The organism is Porticoccus sp. GXU_MW_L64, assembly GCF_052983295.1.
On sequence record NZ_JBRKJK010000010.1, the window covers coordinates 140,913 to 160,915 of the forward strand.

Genomic DNA, 20,003 nt, shown 5'->3' on the forward strand with positions numbered 1-20,003 from the left:
AACGTGAGTACCTTTGGGCTGTCTGCCAAAGTGGGGGGGGTTGGAATGACCTCGCAACGAACCCGCGAACGTCTGATTCAACGGCTGGTGGAGCAGGGAATTACCAGTCAGGCGGTGCTGGATGTTATTCGCAATACGCCGCGCCATCTGTTTTTGGACGAAGCGCTGTCGCACCGCGCTTACGAAGACACTGCTCTGCCCATTGGCCACAAACAAACCCTGTCACAGCCCTATATTGTGGCGCGTATGACCGAGTTGCTGCTGTCTCGCGGCCCCCTCAACAAGGTGCTGGAAATTGGCACCGGTTCCGGTTACCAAACAGCGGTTTTGGCACAATTGGTGGGGCAGGTGTACAGCGTGGAGCGCATCCGGCCACTGCTCAGTCGCTCGCGGGAACTGTTGCGCCGCCTGGGGTACCGAAATGTTACCGCGTCCCTTTCCGATGGCGGTTTTGGCTGGGCGGATTACGCCCTCTATGACGGCATTATCAGCACCGCCGCGCCACAAACCCTGCCGGATGAATTGCTGCGCCAGCTGGCCCCCAACGGTGTGCTGGTGATTCCCATTGGTCCCGATGGCGAGCAGGAGTTGCGCCTGATTACCCGCGAAGGAGACAGCAATAATTTTTCCGAAGAAGTCATCGAGCCGGTGCGCTTTGTGCCGCTGCTCAGCGGTGTGACTCGCTAAGAGTTATCTGGACGTCATGCGCCGACCTGTTGACTACCTGCTGCTGTTTTTCAAAGGCGCTGCCATGGGAGCTGCGGATGTGGTGCCGGGTGTATCCGGTGGCACCATCGCTTTTATCAGTGGCATCTATCAGCGCCTGATCAATGCCATTCGCGCGGTCAATCTGGCCAATCTCAAACTGCTGCTGTCGGGCCGCATCAAGGATTTTTGGCAGGCCATCGATGGTACCTTTCTGTGTGTGTTGTTCTCTGGCATTTTGCTGAGTATTTTCTCTCTGGCAAAGCTGGTGAGTTACGGCATGGAGGAACACCCTGTTTTACTGTGGTCGTTTTTCTTCGGTCTGATTGTCGCGTCTATTATCTGGATGCTGGGTAACCTGGATCGCTGGCGCTGGCAGGAAGGACTGGCGATTGTTCTCGGCACAGTGGCGGCGGCGGGCCTGTTCTGGATGCCGGGGGCGGCGGCCAGCGAATCCCTGCTGATGATTTTTGCCGCCGGTGCGGTGGCCATATGTGCGATGATTCTGCCGGGTATTTCCGGCAGTTTTATCCTGGTATTAATTGGCTTGTATCCGGTACTGATAGAAGCCATCAGCGAATTACAATTGACGGTGCTGGTTGTCTTTGCCGTTGGCTGTGCGGTGGGACTGATGAGTTTTTCGCGGCTGCTGGGGTGGTTGCTGGAGCATTACCGCAGCATAACTCTGGGGTTGCTTACCGGTTTTCTGGTGGGCTCGCTGGCCATTGTCTGGCCCTGGAAAGAAAAGCTCATTGTGATGTTTACCGCCTCTGGTAAAGAGGTGGTTCTAAAGCAGCGCAATCTGTTGCCGGAGGAATACTGGCAGCTGTTTGGCGACGATCCGCAAACCTGGCTGGCAATTTTGCTGGCGGTGCTGGGCGTTGCATTGGTGTTGGGATTAGAGCGACTTGGAGGCCGCCATAAAAGCGTTTAACACCCCCTTGCTGCTGGCTGCTTTTTTGGGGCTGCAAGTGGCTTGTTCCAGCCACACTGTTGCCCCGGTTTCTGATCGCTATGTGGTGAGGCCCGATACTGTTGACAGCCATTGGGTGTCTCGCGGTGAGACCCTTTATTCTATCGCCTGGCGCTACGGCCTGGAACACCGCAAGCTGGCAGCCGCCAATGGCATCCGCGCGCCCTATACCATCTTTCCGGGCCAGCGTTTGACGCTGGATTTAACACAGACGGCCAAACCCCGGGTTGCCGCCTCAGCACCACAATCAACACCCGCCAAACCCGCACCGAAAAAACCGGCCAACAAGCCTGTAGCCAAACCTGTATCCAAACCAGCAGTACGCAACCCGCAACCCGCAACCCGCAATCCGAAACCCGCCACTGCCAGCAGCAAAGACTGGCGCTGGCAGTGGCCGCTGAAGGGCCGGTTGGTGCGTTATTACGACGCCAATAAGCGCTTTAAGGGTGTTTACTTGCACGCCCAGCAGGGTACCCCGGTAAAAGCCGCAGCCCCCGGTCAGGTGGTGTATGCGGGGAATGGCCTGCCCACCTATGGTCCATCGCTGATCATTAAACACAGCGACGCTTATCTGAGCTTCTACGCCCTTAACCGCAAACTGTTGGTCAAGGAAGGGGATCGGGTTTCCGCTGGCCAAAAACTGGCGGAAGTGGGGGGCGACATCAGCAATCGCGACCGCATCTATTTTGAAATTCGCCGCAATGGACAGTCCACCGACCCCATTCGATTGTTGCCCAAACGCTGATTGGCACTGTGTTGTTTATTAACCCGGCAATGCAAAAGGCGTCCTGCCTTTTGTATTGCGCGCTCAATAACTTTCACATAAAAGAAAGTAACGCACTTGCGCGGAAGTGCTTGATTTTATTGAGCTTGCGCTGGCTTTGCCAGCGGCGGCACATCTCTGTGCCGCATTATTAAACGCAACCTATAAAGTTGCCGGTTTAATATCTTGTCATTCTGAGCGTGCCGAGAATTCCACAAGGTTCGCTGCGCTCAGGATGACAGCATTCCACTGACATCGTATTATTCAACCCGGAACCCAATAAAAATTACGAGGGTTGAAATGGCGGATCGGAATACCGCAAACCAAAAGCCGACGGTAGCTGACACAGCGCCGGCGGAACGCAACGAACAGGTAATGGATGCTGCCAGCCTCTACATGAAAGAGATTGGCTTTGTGCCCTTGCTCACCGCCAAAGAAGAAGTTCATTACGCCCGCCAATTTCGCGCTGGTGACGAATCCGCCCGCAAGCGCATGATCGAAAGCAACTTGCGCCTGGTGGTGAAAATCTCCCGTCGCTACGTCAATCGCGGCCTCGCCTTGCTGGATTTAATCGAGGAGGGCAATCTGGGGCTGATGCATGCGGTGGAAAAATTCGATCCGGAGCTGGGTTACCGTTTTTCCACCTATGCTACCTGGTGGATTCGCCAGACCATTGAGCGGGCCATTATGAACCAGACCCGCACCATCCGCTTGCCCATTCATGTGGTCAAGGAAATCAACGTCTACCTGCGCGCCGCGCGCCAACTGGCGCAGAAACTCGATCACGACCCCAGTGCCGACGAAATTGCCGACCTGCTGGACAAACCCATCGATGAGGTTTACCGCATGCTGGGCCTCAATGAGCGGGTGGGTTCTGTAGATATTACACTGGGTTACGACAACAGCCGCACTCTGGTAGATACCATCGTCGATGAGCAGGACGGTGACCCGGAACACCTGGTGGAAGACAGCGATATGGTCGCCGCCCTGGAGCACTGGGTGGACGAACTGCCGGAAAAACAACGGGAGGTTATTGCCCGGCGCTTTGGCATTCAGGGTTATGAAGTGTCTACTTTGGAGCAAGTGGGCAAAGAAGTAGGCCTGACCCGCGAGCGGGTACGGCAAATACAGATAGATGCGTTAAAGCGGTTAAAGGAATTGCTGAAACGGCAGGGGCTGGATAGTGATACGGTGTTTGAGGAATGAGAATCCAGTTGCGGGTTACGGGTTACGGGTAACACCAAAACAGGAGCCAACGGCTCCTGTTTTAACGTGCGACGTCAGACGTGCGACCAAATCATCTTTCCAACAACGCCAATTTCCCCGGCTTGCCATCCCATTCCGCCGCATCTTCCGGCGCCTCTTTCATCTCGGTAATATTGGGCCACACTTCTGCCAATTCCGCGTTCAACTCCAGAAATACCTCCTGGTCATCGGGCAGTTCGTCTTCGGAGAAAATGGCATCCACCGGGCACTCCGGTTCGCACAGGGCGCAGTCGATGCACTCGTCCGGGTGAATCACCAAAAAATTGGGGCCTTCGTAAAAGCAGTCTACCGGGCACACTTCAACGCAGTCTGTGTGTTTGCATTTGATGCAGTTTTCACCCACCACAAAGGTCATGGTTTGTTCTCCTGAATTGGTATTGCTGTCATTGCGAGGAGCCTTTCATAAAAGAAAGGTGACGCGGCAATCTCTTGATATCGAAGTGCCTGGCTGGAGATCGCCGCGCTGCGCTCGCGATGACGGTGTTTAAAATCGCGCGCATTATACCTGTTTCAGAAACTCTTGCAGCTTATACAACTCATCCAGGGCCTGGCGCGGGGTGAGGTTGTTGGGGTCAATGGCGGAAATGGCCTGACGCAGCTTTTTGCCGCTGTCGTCCGCAAACAGTTCTGCCTGGGCCGGTTGCAAAGGGGCTTTGGCGGGTACCTGGGGTTCAACGGTCTGGTGGCTGGCGGATTCGAGAATTGCCAGCTCCTGGCGAGCCAGGGCCAATACGCTGTTTGGCAACCCCGCCAGTTTTGCCACCTGAATACCGTAACTCTGGCTGGCCGGGCCTTCCTGAATGGCGTGCAGGAACACGATGCTGTCGTTGTACTCGGTGGCGTCCAGGTGCACGTTGGCGACCGTAGCCAGCTTGTCCGGCAGGGCGGTGAGCTCAAAGTAGTGAGTGGCGAACAGGGTAAAGGCGCGCACCTGCTCCGCCAGGTGAATGGCACAGGCCCAGGCCAGCGACAGCCCATCGAAGGTACTGGTACCACGGCCGATTTCGTCCATCAACACCAGGCTGCGGTCAGTGGCGTTGTGGAGGATATTGGCGGTTTCGGTCATTTCCACCATAAAGGTAGAGCGGCCACCGGCCAGGTCATCAGAGGAACCAATACGGGTAAAGATACGATCCACCAGGCCGATGGTGGCAGCTTCTGCGGGTACCGGCGAGCCGATGTGGGCCAGCAGGGTAATCAGTGCCGCCTGGCGCATATAGGTGGATTTACCGCCCATGTTGGGACCGGTGATAACCAGCATGCGGCGGTCGTTGTGAAAGCTCAGATCGTTGGCCACAAAAGGAGTGTCCAGCACTTGTTCCACCACCGGATGACGGCCTGCCTGAATATTGAGCCCCGGTTCCTCGCTGAGTTTTGGCTGCATCAGGTTCAGGCTGTCGCCGCGCTCGGCCAGGTTGGTGAGTACATCCAGTTCCGATACCGCAGCCGCGCACATTTGCAGCGGCCCCAGTTGTTCGTTGAGGGTTTCCACCAGCGTTTCGTACAGCACTTTTTCCCGCGCCAGAGCGCGGCTTTTGGCAGACAGGGCCTTGTCTTCAAATTCTTTCAATTCCGGGGTGATAAAGCGCTCGGCGTTTTTCAGGGTCTGGCGGCGAATATATTCGGCGGGTGCCTGTTCGGAGTTGGCTTTGGTAATTTCGATGTAATAACCGTGCACCCGGTTGTAGCCCACTTTCAGGGTGTTGATGCCAGTGCGCTCGCGCTCGCGGGTTTCCAGCTGCACCAGATAGTCACCGGCGTTGGCGCTGATGCCGCGCAGTTCGTCCAGCTCGCTGTCGTAGCCTTGGGCAATTACGCCACCGTCGCGAATCACCACCGGCGGGTTGTCGATTACCGCTTTTTGCAGCAGCTCTACCAGCTCAGGGAATTCACCCGCTTCCCGCGCCAGTTGTGCCAGCTGCGGGGCCTCGGTCAATTTCAGTTCATTTTGCAATTGCGGCAGCACCGCCAGGGAGTCGCGCAGTCGGGTAAGGTCGCGGGGGCGGGCAGAGCGCAGCGCTACCCGGCCAAGAATGCGCTCCATATCCCCTACCTGACGCAGCTGTTCCGCCAGCAGTTCGTAGCGGTAGTTATTGCGCAGTTCGGCAACCGCCTGTTGGCGGCCCACCAGAATCTGCATATTGCGCAGCGGGCGATTGAGCCAGCGCTGCAACAGGCGGCCACCCATGGCGGTGTTGGTGTTGTCCATCACCGCCAACAATGTGTTGTCGATGCCGCCATTGAGGTTGCTGTCAATTTCCAGATTACGGCGGGTGGCGGCGTCGAGAATCACGCTGTCGTCGCGATTTTCCACAGAAATACCGCGAATGTGGGGCAGTTCGGTGCGCTGGGTGTCTTTGGCGTATTGCAGCAGGCAGCCGGCGGCGCACACCGCCAGTTGCAACTCCTCACAGCCAAAGCCACTGAGGTCGTGAGTACCAAACTGGCTGCACAGAAGGCGCTGGGCACTGTCGCTGTCGAACTCCCAGGGCGGGCGTCGGCGGGTGCCGGGGCGCTGTTCGATGGAGTCGATGGCAGGGAATTCTTCACTGAGCAGCAGCTCTGCCGGGTTCAACCGTTGCAGTTCCCCCAGCAAGCCCTCGCTACCGATAACTTCCTGCACCTGCAAGCGGCCGCTGCCGATATCCAGAGTGGCGATGCCAAAGAATTCTCCCTGGCAGACCACCGCTGCCAACAGGTTATCCCGGCGTTCTTCCAATAACGCTTCGTCGGAAATGGTGCCGGGAGTCACAATGCGCACCACTTTGCGCTCCACTGGCCCCTTGCTGGTGGCCGGATCGCCAATCTGTTCACAGATGGCGATGGAAACCCCTTGTTTGACCAGTCGTGCCAGATAGCCTTCCACCGCGTGATAGGGGACTCCGGCCATGGGGATGGGGTTGCCGCCGGACTTGCCGCGGGCGGTGAGGGTCACATCCAGTAATTGCGCAGCTTTTTTGGCGTCATCGAAAAACAGTTCGTAGAAATCCCCCATGCGATAGAACACCAGCTCGTTGGGGTGTTCGGATTTGATGCGCAAGTATTGCTGCATCATGGGTGTGTGCTGTTCGAGAGAAACCTGGGTGGTCATGGAGTGCAAAAGCCGGAAATGAAACAAGAGAATGAGATTCTACGGGATAAAGGTGATTGAACAAACTATAATCCGTGGCCATGAACAGTGCTGTTATTGATCTCGCTGAGCAGCTGGGTAGCCGGCTTTTGGACAAAGGTTGGCAGGCCACCTGTGCCGAATCCTGCACCGGCGGTGGCGTGGCTCAGGCCATTACCGCTGTGGCGGGCAGCTCCCGGTGGTTTGAGGCGGGCTTTGTCACCTATTCCAATGGCATCAAGCAGCAGTTATTGGGGGTGTCCGAAGGCACTTTGAACGAGCAGGGTGCGGTCAGCGAAGCGGTGGTCAAAGAAATGGCCGCCGGAGCCTTGCGGGTATCCGGCGCGCAACTGGCGGTGGCCGTCAGCGGCATAGCCGGCCCTGATGGTGGCACGGCGCAAAAACCGGTGGGCACTGTGTGGTTTGCCTGGCTGAGTCAGGGTGGCCAGTGTGTTTGCCGGTGTTGCTGTTTTTCCGGCGACCGGGGGCAGGTTCGCCAGCAGGCGGTAGAGTACGCCTTACAGGGGTTGCTGGAGCTGCTATAAATAAATTTACTGTATAACTATACAGTTTGGTTTTTTTGGTTTATATTGCCGATCAAGCACTGGTGATTTGTACAGTAATTCGAAAATGATGGGGGTATGACCCCAATACCATGAACAGCGAGGTAAAAGCGATGGACGCCAATAAAGAGAAAGCTCTGCAGGCAGCACTGACCCAAATTGATCGTCAGTTTGGCAAAGGCACCGTAATGCGCATGGGGGACCGGGAGCAGGTGGCTATCCCCAGTATTTCCACCGGCTCCCTGGGGCTGGACGTGGCCCTGGGTATTGGCGGCTTGCCGAAAGGCCGTATTGTGGAAATTTACGGGCCGGAGTCCTCCGGTAAAACCACCTTGACCCTGTCGGTGATTGCCGAAGCGCAAAAGAAGGGTGGCACCTGCGCCTTTATCGACGCGGAGCACGCCCTGGACCCCATCTATGCGGAAAAGCTCGGCGTCAACGTGGAAGACCTGATTCTCTCCCAGCCGGATACCGGTGAGCAGGCGCTGGAAGTCACCGATATGCTGGTGCGATCTGGTGCCATCGACGTACTGGTGGTGGACTCGGTAGCGGCGCTGACCCCAAAAGCGGAAATTGAAGGGGAAATGGGCGATCACCACGTGGGCCTGCAAGCGCGCCTGATGTCCCAGGCGTTGCGCAAAATCACTGGCAACATCAAAAATGCCAACTGCCTGGTGATCTTTATTAACCAGATTCGCATGAAAATCGGTGTTATGTTCGGCAACCCGGAAACCACCACCGGCGGCAACGCCCTGAAATTCTACTCTTCGGTACGCCTGGATATCCGCCGCATCGGTGCGGTGAAAGAGGGCGACGAGGTAATGGGCAATGAAACCCGCGTCAAAGTGGTGAAAAACAAGGTATCTCCCCCCTTTAAGCAGAGCGAGTTCCAGATACTTTACGGCAAAGGCATTAACCGCCAGGGCGAAGTGATTGATATGGGCGTCAAACTGGGGCTGGTGGATAAAGCCGGCGCCTGGTACTCCTATAAAGGCAGCAAAATTGGTCAGGGCAAGAACAACGCCTGCGAATATTTGCGTGAAAACCCTGAGATTGGCCAGGAAATCGAAAGTGCCATTCGCAGTCAGCTACTCAATGCCACAACTGCCAGCGAAGAAGACAAAGGGCCGGAACTGGTTGACTGATCAGGCTCTTAAAAGCCCCGCACCTTCGCGGGGCTTTTAGCTGAGGCAATAGAATGCCCGATGTGGATATCAATACAGTCAGGCTAACCGCCATGAACCTGCTGGCTCGGCGGGAGCACAGCTTGAGCGAGCTGCGCACCAAGTTAGTGGCACGTTATGGCGAGTGCAGTGAAATTGCCCCGGTTTTGGATGCCTTGCAACAGCAGGGACTACAGTCTGACCAACGCTTTGCCGAAGCCTTTTTACGCAGCCGCCTGCGCAAAGGGCAGGGGCCGTATCGCATTCGCAATGAATTCAAGCAGCGGGGTATACCTGCGCAGGTGGCCGAGGAGCTGTTTCAACAGCAGCAAACAGACTGGTTTGAACTTGCCCGCCAGGTGGCTCAACGTCGTTTTGGTGAGGCAAGCCCGGCGGATATCAAAGAACACAGCAAGCGAGCCCGCTTTCTTCAGTACCGGGGTTTTAGCGGCGAGCAGATTCGCTATGCTCTGGAATCGCGGCCACAGGAATAACCTGTCTGTGTCACCTGATTGCACGGTAGGCACCGTCAACGAATCCTTATACACTTCCGTTCTGTAAGCAGCTATTACCTGTTGGGAGTTTGATGTGTCGAAGCGTTTTGCAGCACGATACCTGATTATTGCCTTTGTCTGTCTGGCGGCCCGGGCTGTAGCGGAAGAACAGTCACTGCCGGATGATTACCACCTTGATCCCAAAAAATGGGGCATTCACAACGGTTGTATCAGTACCAATCGCATCCGCAGTATGAACTTTGTCAGTGATCAGAGTGCCGTGCTGAAAATAGCGGGCAAAAAGTACATTCTGATGACACTGACCCGCCCCTGTCACGGGGTACAGCGCCGGGGCATTTCCTATGAAACTCGCACCGGCAAACTATGCGCCCGCTTTGATCGAATTACATCCATGGAGACAGGGCTAAGCTGCCAGATAAAGAGCTTTGAGCCCTACCTGTTGCCGGAAGAAGTCAGTGACGCAGAGGTGGTGGATGATTGATCGCATCCAATTGCGGATCTTGTCATTGCTTGTCGGGTTGCTGTTGTCTGTACTCTGTCGGGCCAATGATTCGGCAAATGAATTGCCGGGTATCATACTCAGTGGTGAATTTCAGCAGGGTGGCCTGATACTGGGGCGCGCTAACAAGGGTTTTCAGGTGCGTGCTGATGGCAGGCTTTTACAGCAAAGCCCGGAAGGTGTTTTTCTTCTGGGTCTGGCGCGTAGCGCCCCTGAACAGATTTCGCTGACATCTGTTGCCCCCAGTGGTACAGAAGTATCCAGGAAATACCCGGTTGCGCAGCGGGACTACCGTATACAACGTGTGGATGGTGTTCCCCAGCGCACCGTAGACCCTCCGGCCCCGGAAGTGTTGGTGCGTATTCGCAAAGAATCCGCCCAGGTTAAGAAGGCTCGCAGCCGCCGTGACTCGCGCCAGGATTTTTTGCACGGCTTTGCCTGGCCCTTAAAGGGCACTATCACCGGTGTTTACGGTAGCCAGCGCATCTACAATGGTGTGCCGAAAAGCCCCCACTACGGTATTGATATCGCTGCACCGCAAGGGGAAGTGGTGCGTGCCCCGGCCCCCGGTGTGGTGTCGTTGGTGCACGGCGATATGTACTATTCCGGCGGCACTCTCATTGTCGACCACGGCCACGGCCTGTCATCCACATTTATTCATCTCAGTGAATCCCTGGTTGTCGAAGGCCAGCGGGTTAACGCAGGTGAGCCAATTGCCAAAGTGGGTTCCACGGGTCGTTCTACCGGCCCCCATCTGGATTGGCGCATGAATTGGCTGGATGTGCGTATTGATCCGCAGTTAGTGCTGAAAGCGTTACCTTCCAGTCGGCAGGTGACAGGTGACAGATGACAGCCGTGGAGTTGTTTAGCGCTTTCCCGTAAAATCGCCCTCCTCAGTTTTTGATGTGACCCCCGATGGATAAGAAACTACTCAGCATTCTGGTGTGTCCGGTGACCAAAGCGCCGCTGGAATACGACCGTGATAATCAGGAATTGGTGTGTCGCGCCAGTGGCCTCGCGTATCCTGTTCGCGATGGCATTCCAGTGATGCTGGAGAGCGAAGCCCGCCCCCTGAGCAGCGACGAAAAACTGAAGTAAGCAACCATGTCTGAAATCACCCTGTTTACTCGCATTATCAATCGCGACATTCCTGCGGATATCGTCTATGAAGATGAACACTGCATTGCCATCAAGGATATTGCTCCAAAGGCACCGGTTCACTTGCTGGTAATCCCCAAAAAGCCCATTCCCCGTTTGGTGGATGCCAACGAGGAAGACAAGGCGCTGCTTGGTCATTTGATGTTGGCTGCCGGGGAAGTTGCTCGCCAGGCGGGAGTAGGGGATGGCTTTCGCTTGATTGCCAACAACGGCGCCAGTGCCGGGCAGACGGTATTTCATTTGCACCTGCATATTCTGGGTGATAAAGAATTTTCTGAAGCTCAGCTGGGCTTTTAAAGTCTGTAGACACAATCGCAACTTGACGGACCTCCCCCCACGGTAGCGGGGCAGGCCCAACTATTTGAGAACAAACGATCCATGAAAAGCGCAGAAATCCGCGATGCCTTCCTGAACTTTTTTGCCAGCAAAGGCCACAGCGTAGTTGAAAGCAGCTCGCTGATACCTGGCAACGACCCCACCTTGCTGTTTACCAATGCGGGCATGGTGCCTTTCAAGGATGTTTTTCTGGGGGACGAAAAGCGCAACTACAGCCGCGCTACCAGTTCCCAGCGTTGTGTACGTGCCGGTGGCAAGCACAACGACCTGGAAAATGTCGGCTACACCGCTCGCCATCACACCTTCTTTGAAATGCTGGGCAACTTCAGCTTTGGCGACTATTTCAAGCGCGATGCCATTCAGTACGCCTGGGAGTTTCTCACCAAGGTGCTGGGCCTGCCTGAAGAACGCCTGTGGGTAACAGTGCATGTTTCAGACGATGAAGCGGCGGATATCTGGTTAAAGGAAATGGGTGTCAGCCCGGAGCGCTTTTCTCGTCTCGACGAAGACAATTTCTGGGCCATGGGTGACACCGGCCCCTGCGGTCCCAGTTCAGAGATTTTTTACGACCATGGCGAAGACGTTCCCGGTGGGCCTCCTGGTAGCGAAAATGACGATCTGGATCGCTATATCGAAATCTGGAACCTGGTGTTTATGCAATACCAGCGCGATGCTGATGGCACCATGACGCCACTGCCCAAACCCTCCATTGATACCGGTATGGGGTTGGAGCGCATTGCCGCAGTGATGCAGGGAGAGCACAACAATTACGACATCGATCTGTTTCGCAACCTGATCGCCGCCGCTGCAGAGGTGACCGGCGAAGCTGCTCTTGGAAAAGAGGGGCTGCAAAACAAGTCACTAAGAGTCATTGCCGACCATATTCGCTCGTCAGCATTTTTGATTGTCGATGGTGTACTGCCATCCAATGAAGGCCGTGGCTATGTGCTGCGCCGCATTATCCGCCGCGCGCTGCGCCAGGGGCACAAATTGGGCGTCAGCGAACCATTTTTCTATCGCCTGGTGGCGGCACTGGTGGCGGAAATGGGAACGGCGTACCCGGAGTTGGCCAGTCGCCAGGGGCAGGTAGAAAAAGTGCTCAAAGCCGAGGAAGAACAATTCGCCAAAACCCTGGACAAAGGCATGGCGGTGCTGGAGCAGGCGCTGGCCGATATGTCGGGCAGCGAATTGCCCGGTGAGGTGGTGTTTCAACTCTACGACACCTATGGCTTCCCAACGGATCTCACCAACGATATTTGCCGCGAGCGCAATTTGAGCATAGATATCGACGGTTACCAGAAACAGATGGACGCGCAAAAAGCCCGCGCTCGCGCTGCCAGCAACTTTTCTGTGGATTACAGCGCATCGGTGAACCTGGAGGGCAGCACTGAGTTTGCTGGCTATCAGCAGTTGCAACAACAGGGTGCCGTTACCGCACTGTTGGTGGCTGGAGAATCAGTGCAACAGCTGGTGGCGGAGCAGGAAGGGGTTGTGGTGTTGGATCGCACCGCTTTTTATGCCGAGGGTGGTGGTCAGGTGGGCGACAGCGGTTATTTGGAGCTGGCCAATGGCCGTTTTGAAGTTCACGACTGTATTGTGCAGGGCGACAATCATTTGCACGTTGGCGTGATGCAGCAAGGTACGGTGCAAGTGGGCGATCAAGCCTCCAGTTCTGTGAATGCAGATGTGCGCACAGCCACCGCGTTGAACCACTCCGCCACCCACTTGTTACACGCAGCACTGCGCCAGGTGTTGGGCGATCACGTTACCCAGCAGGGTTCCCTGGTGGATGCAGAGCGTCTGCGCTTTGATTTCTCTCACTTTGAAGCCATGAGTGCAGAACAGGTGAAGCAAGTCGAACAGATGGTGAATACCCAGATACGCCGCAACACGCCGGTAACCGCTGAAGTCATGTCTATGGAAGCCGCCAAAGAGAGCGGTGCCATGATGTTGTTTGGCGAAAAATACGGCGACGAAGTGCGGGTGCTGACCATGGGCGATGGCTTTTCTGTGGAGCTCTGTGGCGGTACCCATGTGCAGCGCACCGGCGATATTGGCCTGCTGCGCATTACCGCAGAATCCGGTATTGCCGCCGGTGTACGGCGCATTGAGGCAGTAACCGGTAGTGGTGCCATTGCACTGTTCGACCAACTGGAAACTCGCCTGCAAGCGGTTGCCGCTACCGTAAAGAGCTCTGTGGCGACGGTGGAAGACAAAGTGATTCAGTTAATGGAGCGGCACCGGGATTTGAGCAAGGAGCTGGAAGCGGCTAAAGCCAAACTCGCCAGCTCTGCAGGTGGTGACCTGGTGGCCCAGGCACAGGAAGTTGGAGGCGTGAAAGTTCTGGCAACCGTGGTTGAAGGTGTTGACGGTAAAGCCCTCAGAGATGTGATGGATCAAATCAAGTCCAAACTGGATAAGGGGGTTATCTTGCTGGCCGCTGTCAGTGGCGACAAAATCTCTTTGGTGGCGGGCGTTACCAAGCCGGTTACGGGCCAGGTAAAAGCGGGTGATTTGATGAAGTTTGTTGCCGAGCAGGTGGGCGGCAAAGGCGGGGGCCGACCGGATATGGCCCAGGGCGGCGGCACCGATGTAGCGGCGCTGCCAGCGGCAGTGGACAGTGTGCTTGGTTGGGTGACTGGCAAGTTGCAGTAGCATTTTGTCGATTTGATGACACTATTATTGGAAGCGCCCTTAACTTTCTCATCAAATTGCTGTTTAATCGCTCGTTTTTTACGAAATTGCAGATTAGGGCAATTATTTAACCAATGAATCTGATTGTTCAAAAATACGGTGGAACTTCCGTTGGTTCGGTAGAACGCATCGAGGCAGTGGCCGACAAGGTGGTGGACTTTCACCGTCGTGGTCACTCCATGGTGATTGTGTTGTCTGCCATGAGTGGTGAAACCAATCGACTGATTGGCCTGGCCAAAGAAATTCATCACGAACCCACACCACGGGAAATGGATGTGCTGGTGTCTACCGGCGAGCAGGTAACCATTGCGCTGCTCACCATGGCACTGCACAAGCGCGGCTGTGATGCCCGTTCTTACACCGGCTCGCAAGTGCGCATCCTGACCGATGGCGCGCACACCAAGGCACGAATTGAAGATATTGATGTCCATCGTATGAACAGTGATCTTCAGCAGGGCCGCGTGGTAGTCGTTGCCGGCTTTCAGGGCACTGATGCCGAAGGAAATATCACCACTTTGGGTCGCGGTGGTTCGGATACCACAGCGGTTGCTCTGGCGGCTGCACTGAAAGCGAATGAATGCCAGATATATACCGATGTGGACGGCGTTTACACCACAGACCCACGGGTAGTTCCCAATGCTCGCCGCCTCGATACCATTACCTTCGAGGAAATGCTCGAACTGGCCAGCGAGGGTGCCAAAGTGCTGCAAATCCGCTCTGTGGAATTTGCAGGTAAATACAAAGTGCCGCTGCGCGTGCTGTCCAGTTTCAGCGATGGCAGTGGTACCCTGATTACCTTTGAGGAGAACGAGGAGATGGAAAAACCGGTTGTTACCGGCATCGCCTTCAACCGCGAAGAAGCCAAAGTGACTGTGCGCGGAATACCGGATCATCCCGGTGTGGCCTACAATGTACTTGCCCCAGTGGGCGAAGCGGGTGTGGATGTGGATGTTATCTGTCAGAATGTGGCAGAAGATGATGCGCCGGCGTCACTGACGTTTACTGTCAATCGCAGTGAACTGCCCCAGGCACAAGCGGTTGCCGAACGCGTGGCGAAAGAGCTGCAGGCGAAAGCCGTTGAAACCGATGACCAGATCGCCAAACTGTCTGTGGTGGGCGTGGGCATGAAATCCCACTCCGGCGTTGCCTCTACCATGTTCAAGGCGCTGTCGGACCACAATATCAACATCCAGCTGATTACCACCTCCGAAATCAAAATTACTGTGGTGATTGAGGAAAAATACCTGGAACTGGCGGTGCGTGCCCTGCACGATGCTTTTGAACTGGACGTGGCAAAAAGCGACACATAAAATCAGTCGTTAATAGAATAGTGGGCTATTCTTGATATAGAAAATTGAAACAGGACGTTAAAACAGGATTTTTGGAAAAAGAGTGCACTTGGCTCTTTTTCTGGAAGGGTGGTTGGCCAATAACAATACAACAGGCCAACCTGTAAAAGCAGCGGTGTGGACACCGCAGGAAGCAGTATAGGAGTTATAGCATGTTAATACTTACTCGCCGTGTCGGTGAAACCCTGGTTATCGGTGATGACGTTACCGTTACCGTATTGGGTGTTAAGGGCAACCAGGTACGCCTGGGGGTCAATGCACCCAAAGATGTATCGGTACACCGGGAAGAAATTTACCAGCGTATTCAGCAAGAGAAAATGATGCAGGGGCAATCCTGAATCATCTGTTGTTAAGCGGTAATCGAACAAAGGCGAGGAAGCAATTTCTCGCCTTTGTTGTATCTGCAAAACCGTCAATAAAAATGCCTGTGGTGGGGCGGTTGCACTTCAACCAAATCCATGCGATATCGGCGAACTTTGTGCATTTGGCAAAATTGCCGTAGGGTGGATTAGCCTGCGAAGCGGCGTAATCCACCATAGCGGCGGCCATTCTCTCAGGGCTTATTTTGCAAAGGCTGCGTAGATGGCAATAACGGCAATAATCAGGATAACGCCCGCTATCCTGGCGCCTTTCCAGGGCGTCATATCAATGGAGGTGTTGGTTTCAAGCTCCCATGCCTCTGCGCGCGGAGCCACTTTTGAGGCGATAAACATAATCGCCACCAGCGAGCCAAAAACAATACCCATCAGGTGGAAGTTGCTGAAGCCAGTCAGTTGCTCAACAGATGCGCCACCGTGGGTTGCCGGATACACAATCAAGCCGGCAACCAACACAACAAGCCCGATAACCAACGAATAGAACGCGGCACTGGAAGGTACACGCTTGTTCAGCATGCCCATGACTACCACGGAAAAAATCGGGATGAAGTAAATGCCGTTCATGGTTTGCAGGTAGCTGAAAATACTCGAAGTTTTGGATAACAGCGGCGCGCCTATCATGGCGGCAATGGCGATGACCGTGACGAACAACTTGGCGGTTTTAACGGTCTGCTCGTCACTGGCCTCGGGGTTGATGGAGTTTTTGTAAAGGCCGATGGAGAACAGCGCAGAGGTGGAATTAAGTGCGGCGTTAAAAGAGCTGAGAATGGCGCCGACCATGACCGCGGCAAAGAACCCGGAAAGCTGGGGCGGCAGTACCTCGGAAACCAGTTTGCCGTAGGCGTCGTCGTTGCTGACGCCCTGCCCGTAAAACAGGTGGTAGGCAATCAGGCCCGGCAGCACCAGGTAAACCGGCCCAAGCAATTTCAAACCGCCGGTCAGCAGCACACCTTTTTGCCCTTCCGCCAGACTGCTGGCGCCGAAGGTTCTTTGGATAATCTGCTGGTTGGTACACCAGTAAAACAGGTTTAGCAGGGCAACACCGGTAAACAGCGTAGCGAATGGCACTTCCGAGCCGGCTTCACCAGTTGAGTCCATTCGTTCGGAGTGCTCGGTGTTCAAAATTTCCCAGCCACCGGCAATACCGGCGTCTCCGCCCAGTACATACAAGGCGAACGCGGCAATCATAAAGCCACCGATAAGCAGGCCAACACCGTTGATGGTATCGAGCACCGCCAGGGTCTTCAGGCCGCCAAACCGTGAGTAGCACATACCCGCTGCGCCAATGGCAATACAGGTAACAAGTAACAGGGTAAATTCACTCTCAATACCGGTCAGGCTGCGCAGATCCATAATGTTTATCAGGCCTTTGGCGCCACTGTACAGCACAATGGGTATAAGCAGCAGCGCATAGGCAGCAAGAAACACAGAGTTTGTCAGCGCCTGGGTTCTTTTATCAAAACGCTGCTCCAGGAATTGCGGTACGGTGGTGATTCCCGAACGCAGAAATTTCGGCAAAAAGTACACTGCCATCAGCACCAGAGCGACCACCGCGATGACTTCCCAGGCCATAACGCTCAAGCCGTTCTTGTAGGCTGAGCCATTCAGACCGACCATTTGCTCGGTGGACAGGTTTGTCAGCAGCAAAGACCCGGCAATCACCGGAAAGGTCAGGCTGCGACCCCCGAGGAAAAATCCGTCACTGCTGGTGCGTTCGTCATTGCGAGTAATGTACCAGGTGAGGCCGGCGGCAAAGAGCGTGAAAAGTAGGAAGGATATAATGGTCATGCTGGTTTCCCCATAATCAAAAGGGTTGGGTCAATGGTTCAGACTCGGTTGATCTTATAATTAGATGCGCCGTTCCCCGGTTCCTGAACAAACACTCAGTTACAAATATACAAGTGGCAGACGTAAATTTCGACAGATCGGGTTCAGCTGTTCCCAAGGCGGTGAAAGCGGGATGTAGAGCCTCTCAACAGGTCACAGAATCTATCAAATGAGCAGTCTAACGCAACAGGGTTCCCCTGTCCTGTAAAAATATCATATTTATATGTCGGAAGTTATTGTTTCAAGCCGTAGCTTATGGGAGTGCTTGAGATTTGGGGGTCACAAGGAATAGAGGCAAGAGCCAGTTTGAAGGCTATTCAGAAGAAGCTACCGATGAAAAACCGGATAAAAAAAAGGCTGATAAATAAAGAAATTTATTTATCAGCCTTTTGTATGGCGACCCGGAAGGGACTCGAACCCTCGACCTCCGGCGTGACAGGCCGGCATTCTAACCAACTGAACTACCGGGCCGCTGTTCTTTCCTGTTCTTTGCAGAACGTCACTTACTTGCCTGTCACAAATAAGGCTCTACACCTTATAAAGTAAGTGGTGGGTGGTACAGGGATCGAACCTGTGACCTACGGCTTGTAAGGCCGTTGCTCTCCCAGCTGAGCTAACCACCCCTCGAAAGAGATGCGCATTCTACCCAATTCCGATGGTCTGTCAAACGGTTTTTGAAGAATTTTTTAGCGCAGCAAACGCTATACACAGGCCCATTGCAGGACTACCATAACCCGCCTGTTCAACCCTTGGCCAACCGACTCAAAACAACGGCAATCACCATGGAAATATTCAAGGAATTCAGCTTCGAAGCAGCCCATCGCCTGCCCAATGTTCCCGAGGGGCACAAGTGTGCACGTCTTCATGGGCACTCCTTTCTGGTGGCTGTTTACGTGGCGGGGCCGGTTGGCGACGACACCGGCTGGGTGATGGATTTTGGCGATATCAAGGCGGCGTTCAGGCCAATCTATAATCAGCTGGATCACTACTACTTGAACGATATTGAAGGCCTGGAAAACCCCACCAGCGAGAACATCGCCCGCTGGATTTGGCAGCGTTTGAAACCGGAACTGCCGGAGCTGTCAAAGATCGTGATTCGAGAAACCTGCACCAGTGGGTGCGTTTACCGCGGCAGTTGATTTTCATTGCCCAACAGGTTGCTCAAGGCCTGGGACAGTTCCGGGTACAAAAACTGAAACCCGGCATCGGTTATTTTCTGCGGCATTACTCGCTGCCCACTCAATAGTAATTCTTCCGCCATTTCGCCAAATAATAGTGTCGCTACCGGTGCTGGCATTGGCAACAGCATGGGGCGATTCAGGGTACTGGCCAACTGTTGGCTGAACTGTCGGTTGGTCACAGGCCAAGGGGCCGTAGCATTCACCGCCCCTCGCATTTGTGGGTGATTCAGACAGTGGGTGATCATACCTGTCAGGTCGTCGATATGTACCCAGGAAAACCACTGATTCCCCGTGCCCAGCTTGCCGCCCAAGCCCAGTTTGAAGGCTGGCAACATGCGCGCCAGAGCCCCTTCGTCAGCTCCCAGCACCACGCCAATTCGCAGGTAGCAAACCCGGCAGCCAAGACTGGTAAAGGTGCTGGCCGCGGCCTCCCAATCGCGGCAAAGGCGGTGGGAAAAGCAATCCTGACCTCGGGACTGTTCGGTTAACGGCTCATCCCCCCGGGGCCCGTAATAGCCAATTGCAGAACCATTGATTAACACCTGGGGGGGCTTTGGCGCCTGCACAAAATAATCGTACAGTCGTTTGGTGGTCTGAATGCGGCTGTCGCGAAACTGTTGTTTGCGGCGCTCATTCCAGCGCCCTGCGGCCAACGGTTCTCCCGCCAGATTGATAACCCCCTGAAAGGCTGTGGCGGAATCCAGCTCCGCCAGGGATGAGTATAGCCTGACGCCATCGGGCATATCCGCAGAAACTCCAGTGGGGCGGCGGCTGATCACATGCACGCCATAGCCCTCTGCCAGCAAACGCCGGCAAAGATACTTGCCGATAAAGCCCGAACCACCGGTTACCAGAATCTGCTTTGAGTCCATAATTAGCCATTGAAGCCACTACATATCAGTAACATAGCAAAGTTTTAAAAAGCGGATATCAAAAGTTGCTACGGAATTGTCGCAAGGCCGCAAAATTTCATTGCATTGCCGTGGCCAATCAGTATCATATGCGCCTCTTTCGGGGCGTAGCGCAGCCTGGTAGCGCACTACACTGGGGGTGTAGTGGTCGCAGGTTCAAATCCTGCCGTCCCGACCATTATTGAGAGATGGGCGTCCGCAGGACGATCCCGCAGGGACGAGAGCCGCAAGGCTCGAAGCAACGCGCACCGGTGCGTCTTCAAGGTTGAAGGAACTGCCGGAATACAACTTTAACGGTGAGCTGGCCGAGTGGCTGAAGGCGCACCCCTGCTAAGGGTGTATACGTTGATCCGTATCCAGGGTTCGAATCCCTGGCTCACCGCCATAAAAAAAACCCAGCTCTCGCGAGTTGGGTTTTTTTATGGCGGTGAGCCAGGGTGAGGACGCTGGCGGTTCGACAAAATGGCAGGACAGCCATTTTGTAACCCTTGGCTCTGAATCGCCCCGGGTTGATCGGAGGCAGTTTAATTTGAGTCATGCGGCTTCGCTTGACTCGGTTTGATAATACAGCATTTCATATTCAGCCGGAGGCACATCGCCGATGGGTCGAAGCA

General features: G+C 54.9%; 19 protein-coding genes and 4 tRNA genes. 17 read left to right on the forward strand and 6 right to left on the reverse strand.

The genetic code is table 11. The features are described 5' to 3' along the window. Positions 1 to 45 precede the first annotated feature (45 nt). The 4 genes from ACVBEJ_RS09975 to rpoS all read left to right on the forward strand — a co-directional run bounded on the left by ACVBEJ_RS09975 (position 46) and on the right by rpoS (position 3,647). Positions 46 to 687 carry a protein-L-isoaspartate(D-aspartate) O-methyltransferase gene (locus ACVBEJ_RS09975; RefSeq protein WP_447129503.1) on the forward strand — a complete coding sequence of 214 codons (642 nt, stop codon included), beginning with the start codon at positions 46 to 48 and terminating at the stop codon, positions 685 to 687. A gap of 16 nt (positions 688 to 703) precedes the next feature. Then, entirely contained in the window at positions 704 to 1,639 is a 936-nt protein-coding gene (locus ACVBEJ_RS09980; protein WP_447129484.1) for a DUF368 domain-containing protein, read from the forward strand. After that, complete coding sequence (locus tag ACVBEJ_RS09985) at positions 1,614 to 2,423, forward strand: peptidoglycan DD-metalloendopeptidase family protein (RefSeq protein ID WP_447129485.1); 810 nt, start codon at positions 1,614 to 1,616, stop codon at positions 2,421 to 2,423. The genes ACVBEJ_RS09980 and ACVBEJ_RS09985 overlap by 26 nt, the downstream gene beginning before the upstream one ends. 318 nt (positions 2,424 to 2,741) lie before the next feature. After that, complete coding sequence (gene rpoS, locus ACVBEJ_RS09990; RefSeq protein WP_447129486.1) at positions 2,742 to 3,647, forward strand: RNA polymerase sigma factor RpoS; 906 nt, start codon at positions 2,742 to 2,744, stop codon at positions 3,645 to 3,647. Positions 3,648 to 3,738: 91 nt separating this feature from the next. On the opposite strand, the gene fdxA is transcribed toward rpoS, so the two are convergent. After that, complete coding sequence (gene fdxA / locus ACVBEJ_RS09995) at positions 3,739 to 4,062, reverse strand: ferredoxin FdxA (RefSeq protein WP_447129487.1); 324 nt, start codon at positions 4,060 to 4,062, stop codon at positions 3,739 to 3,741. Positions 4,063 to 4,206: 144 nt separating this feature from the next. Beyond that, complete coding sequence (gene mutS / locus ACVBEJ_RS10000) at positions 4,207 to 6,798, reverse strand: DNA mismatch repair protein MutS (RefSeq protein WP_447129488.1); 2,592 nt, start codon at positions 6,796 to 6,798, stop codon at positions 4,207 to 4,209. 80 nt (positions 6,799 to 6,878) lie between these two features. Between mutS and pncC the strand changes: the two genes are divergently transcribed. From pncC to csrA, 10 genes are all read left to right on the forward strand, one after another. After that, entirely contained in the window at positions 6,879 to 7,361 is a 483-nt protein-coding gene (gene pncC / locus ACVBEJ_RS10005) for a nicotinamide-nucleotide amidase (protein ID WP_447129489.1), read from the forward strand. Between the two features lie 131 nt (positions 7,362 to 7,492). Continuing rightward, complete coding sequence (recA, locus tag ACVBEJ_RS10010; RefSeq protein WP_447129490.1) at positions 7,493 to 8,524, forward strand: recombinase RecA; 1,032 nt, start codon at positions 7,493 to 7,495, stop codon at positions 8,522 to 8,524. 53 nt (positions 8,525 to 8,577) lie between these two features. Then, positions 8,578 to 9,036, forward strand: a complete 459-nt coding sequence (locus ACVBEJ_RS10015) for a regulatory protein RecX (RefSeq protein WP_447129491.1) — start codon at positions 8,578 to 8,580, stop codon at positions 9,034 to 9,036. Between the two features lie 94 nt (positions 9,037 to 9,130). Then, positions 9,131 to 9,538: a DUF6491 family protein gene (locus tag ACVBEJ_RS10020; protein ID WP_447129492.1), complete on the forward strand. Its 408-nt coding sequence runs from the start codon at positions 9,131 to 9,133 to the stop codon at positions 9,536 to 9,538. Then, a complete protein-coding gene (locus ACVBEJ_RS10025; RefSeq protein ID WP_447129493.1) occupies positions 9,531 to 10,406 on the forward strand; it encodes a M23 family metallopeptidase in 876 nt (291 codons plus the stop codon). Before ACVBEJ_RS10020 ends, ACVBEJ_RS10025 begins: the two co-directional genes overlap by 8 nt. Before the next feature lie 65 nt (positions 10,407 to 10,471). Further along, positions 10,472 to 10,654, forward strand: coding sequence for a Trm112 family protein (locus ACVBEJ_RS10030; protein ID WP_447129494.1), 183 nt, complete (start codon positions 10,472 to 10,474; stop codon positions 10,652 to 10,654). Positions 10,655 to 10,660: 6 nt separating this feature from the next. After that, entirely contained in the window at positions 10,661 to 11,011 is a 351-nt protein-coding gene (locus tag ACVBEJ_RS10035; protein WP_447129495.1) for a histidine triad nucleotide-binding protein, read from the forward strand. Positions 11,012 to 11,092: 81 nt separating this feature from the next. Beyond that, complete coding sequence (gene alaS, locus ACVBEJ_RS10040; protein ID WP_447129496.1) at positions 11,093 to 13,705, forward strand: alanine--tRNA ligase; 2,613 nt, start codon at positions 11,093 to 11,095, stop codon at positions 13,703 to 13,705. Between the two features lie 113 nt (positions 13,706 to 13,818). Further along, positions 13,819 to 15,054: an aspartate kinase gene (locus ACVBEJ_RS10045; protein ID WP_447129497.1), complete on the forward strand. Its 1,236-nt coding sequence runs from the start codon at positions 13,819 to 13,821 to the stop codon at positions 15,052 to 15,054. Positions 15,055 to 15,245: 191 nt separating this feature from the next. Next, positions 15,246 to 15,431 (forward strand): carbon storage regulator CsrA, encoded by a 186-nt coding sequence (csrA, locus tag ACVBEJ_RS10050; protein ID WP_289151850.1) that lies wholly within the window; start codon positions 15,246 to 15,248, stop codon positions 15,429 to 15,431. Between the two features lie 222 nt (positions 15,432 to 15,653). Here csrA and ACVBEJ_RS10055 read toward each other — a convergent pair whose 3' ends face one another. The 3 genes from ACVBEJ_RS10055 to ACVBEJ_RS10065 all read right to left on the reverse strand — a co-directional run bounded on the left by ACVBEJ_RS10055 (position 15,654) and on the right by ACVBEJ_RS10065 (position 17,920). Continuing rightward, on the reverse strand, positions 15,654 to 17,258 hold the full coding sequence (locus tag ACVBEJ_RS10055; RefSeq protein WP_447129498.1) for a solute:sodium symporter family transporter: 1,605 nt from the start codon (positions 17,256 to 17,258) through the stop codon (positions 15,654 to 15,656). A gap of 433 nt (positions 17,259 to 17,691) precedes the next feature. Continuing rightward, positions 17,692 to 17,768, reverse strand: a tRNA-Asp gene (locus tag ACVBEJ_RS10060). 76 nt (positions 17,769 to 17,844) lie between these two features. Next, positions 17,845 to 17,920 (reverse strand) — tRNA-Val (locus ACVBEJ_RS10065). A gap of 159 nt (positions 17,921 to 18,079) precedes the next feature. On the opposite strand from ACVBEJ_RS10065, the gene queD reads away from it, so the two are divergent. Further along, positions 18,080 to 18,436, forward strand: a complete 357-nt coding sequence (queD, locus tag ACVBEJ_RS10070; protein WP_447129499.1) for a 6-carboxytetrahydropterin synthase QueD — start codon at positions 18,080 to 18,082, stop codon at positions 18,434 to 18,436. Here the strand turns inward: queD and ACVBEJ_RS10075 are convergent. Next, positions 18,421 to 19,350: a TIGR01777 family oxidoreductase gene (locus ACVBEJ_RS10075; RefSeq protein WP_447129500.1), complete on the reverse strand. Its 930-nt coding sequence runs from the start codon at positions 19,348 to 19,350 to the stop codon at positions 18,421 to 18,423. The two genes, queD and ACVBEJ_RS10075, sit on opposite strands and share 16 nt — an antisense overlap. A 140-nt stretch (positions 19,351 to 19,490) precedes the next feature. Here ACVBEJ_RS10075 and ACVBEJ_RS10080 point away from each other — a divergent pair. Both ACVBEJ_RS10080 and ACVBEJ_RS10085 read left to right on the forward strand, forming a co-directional pair. Then, positions 19,491 to 19,567: transfer RNA gene (locus tag ACVBEJ_RS10080), tRNA-Pro, on the forward strand. Positions 19,568 to 19,684: 117 nt separating this feature from the next. After that, positions 19,685 to 19,774 (forward strand) — tRNA-Ser (locus ACVBEJ_RS10085). Positions 19,775 to 20,003: the final 229 nt, after the last annotated feature.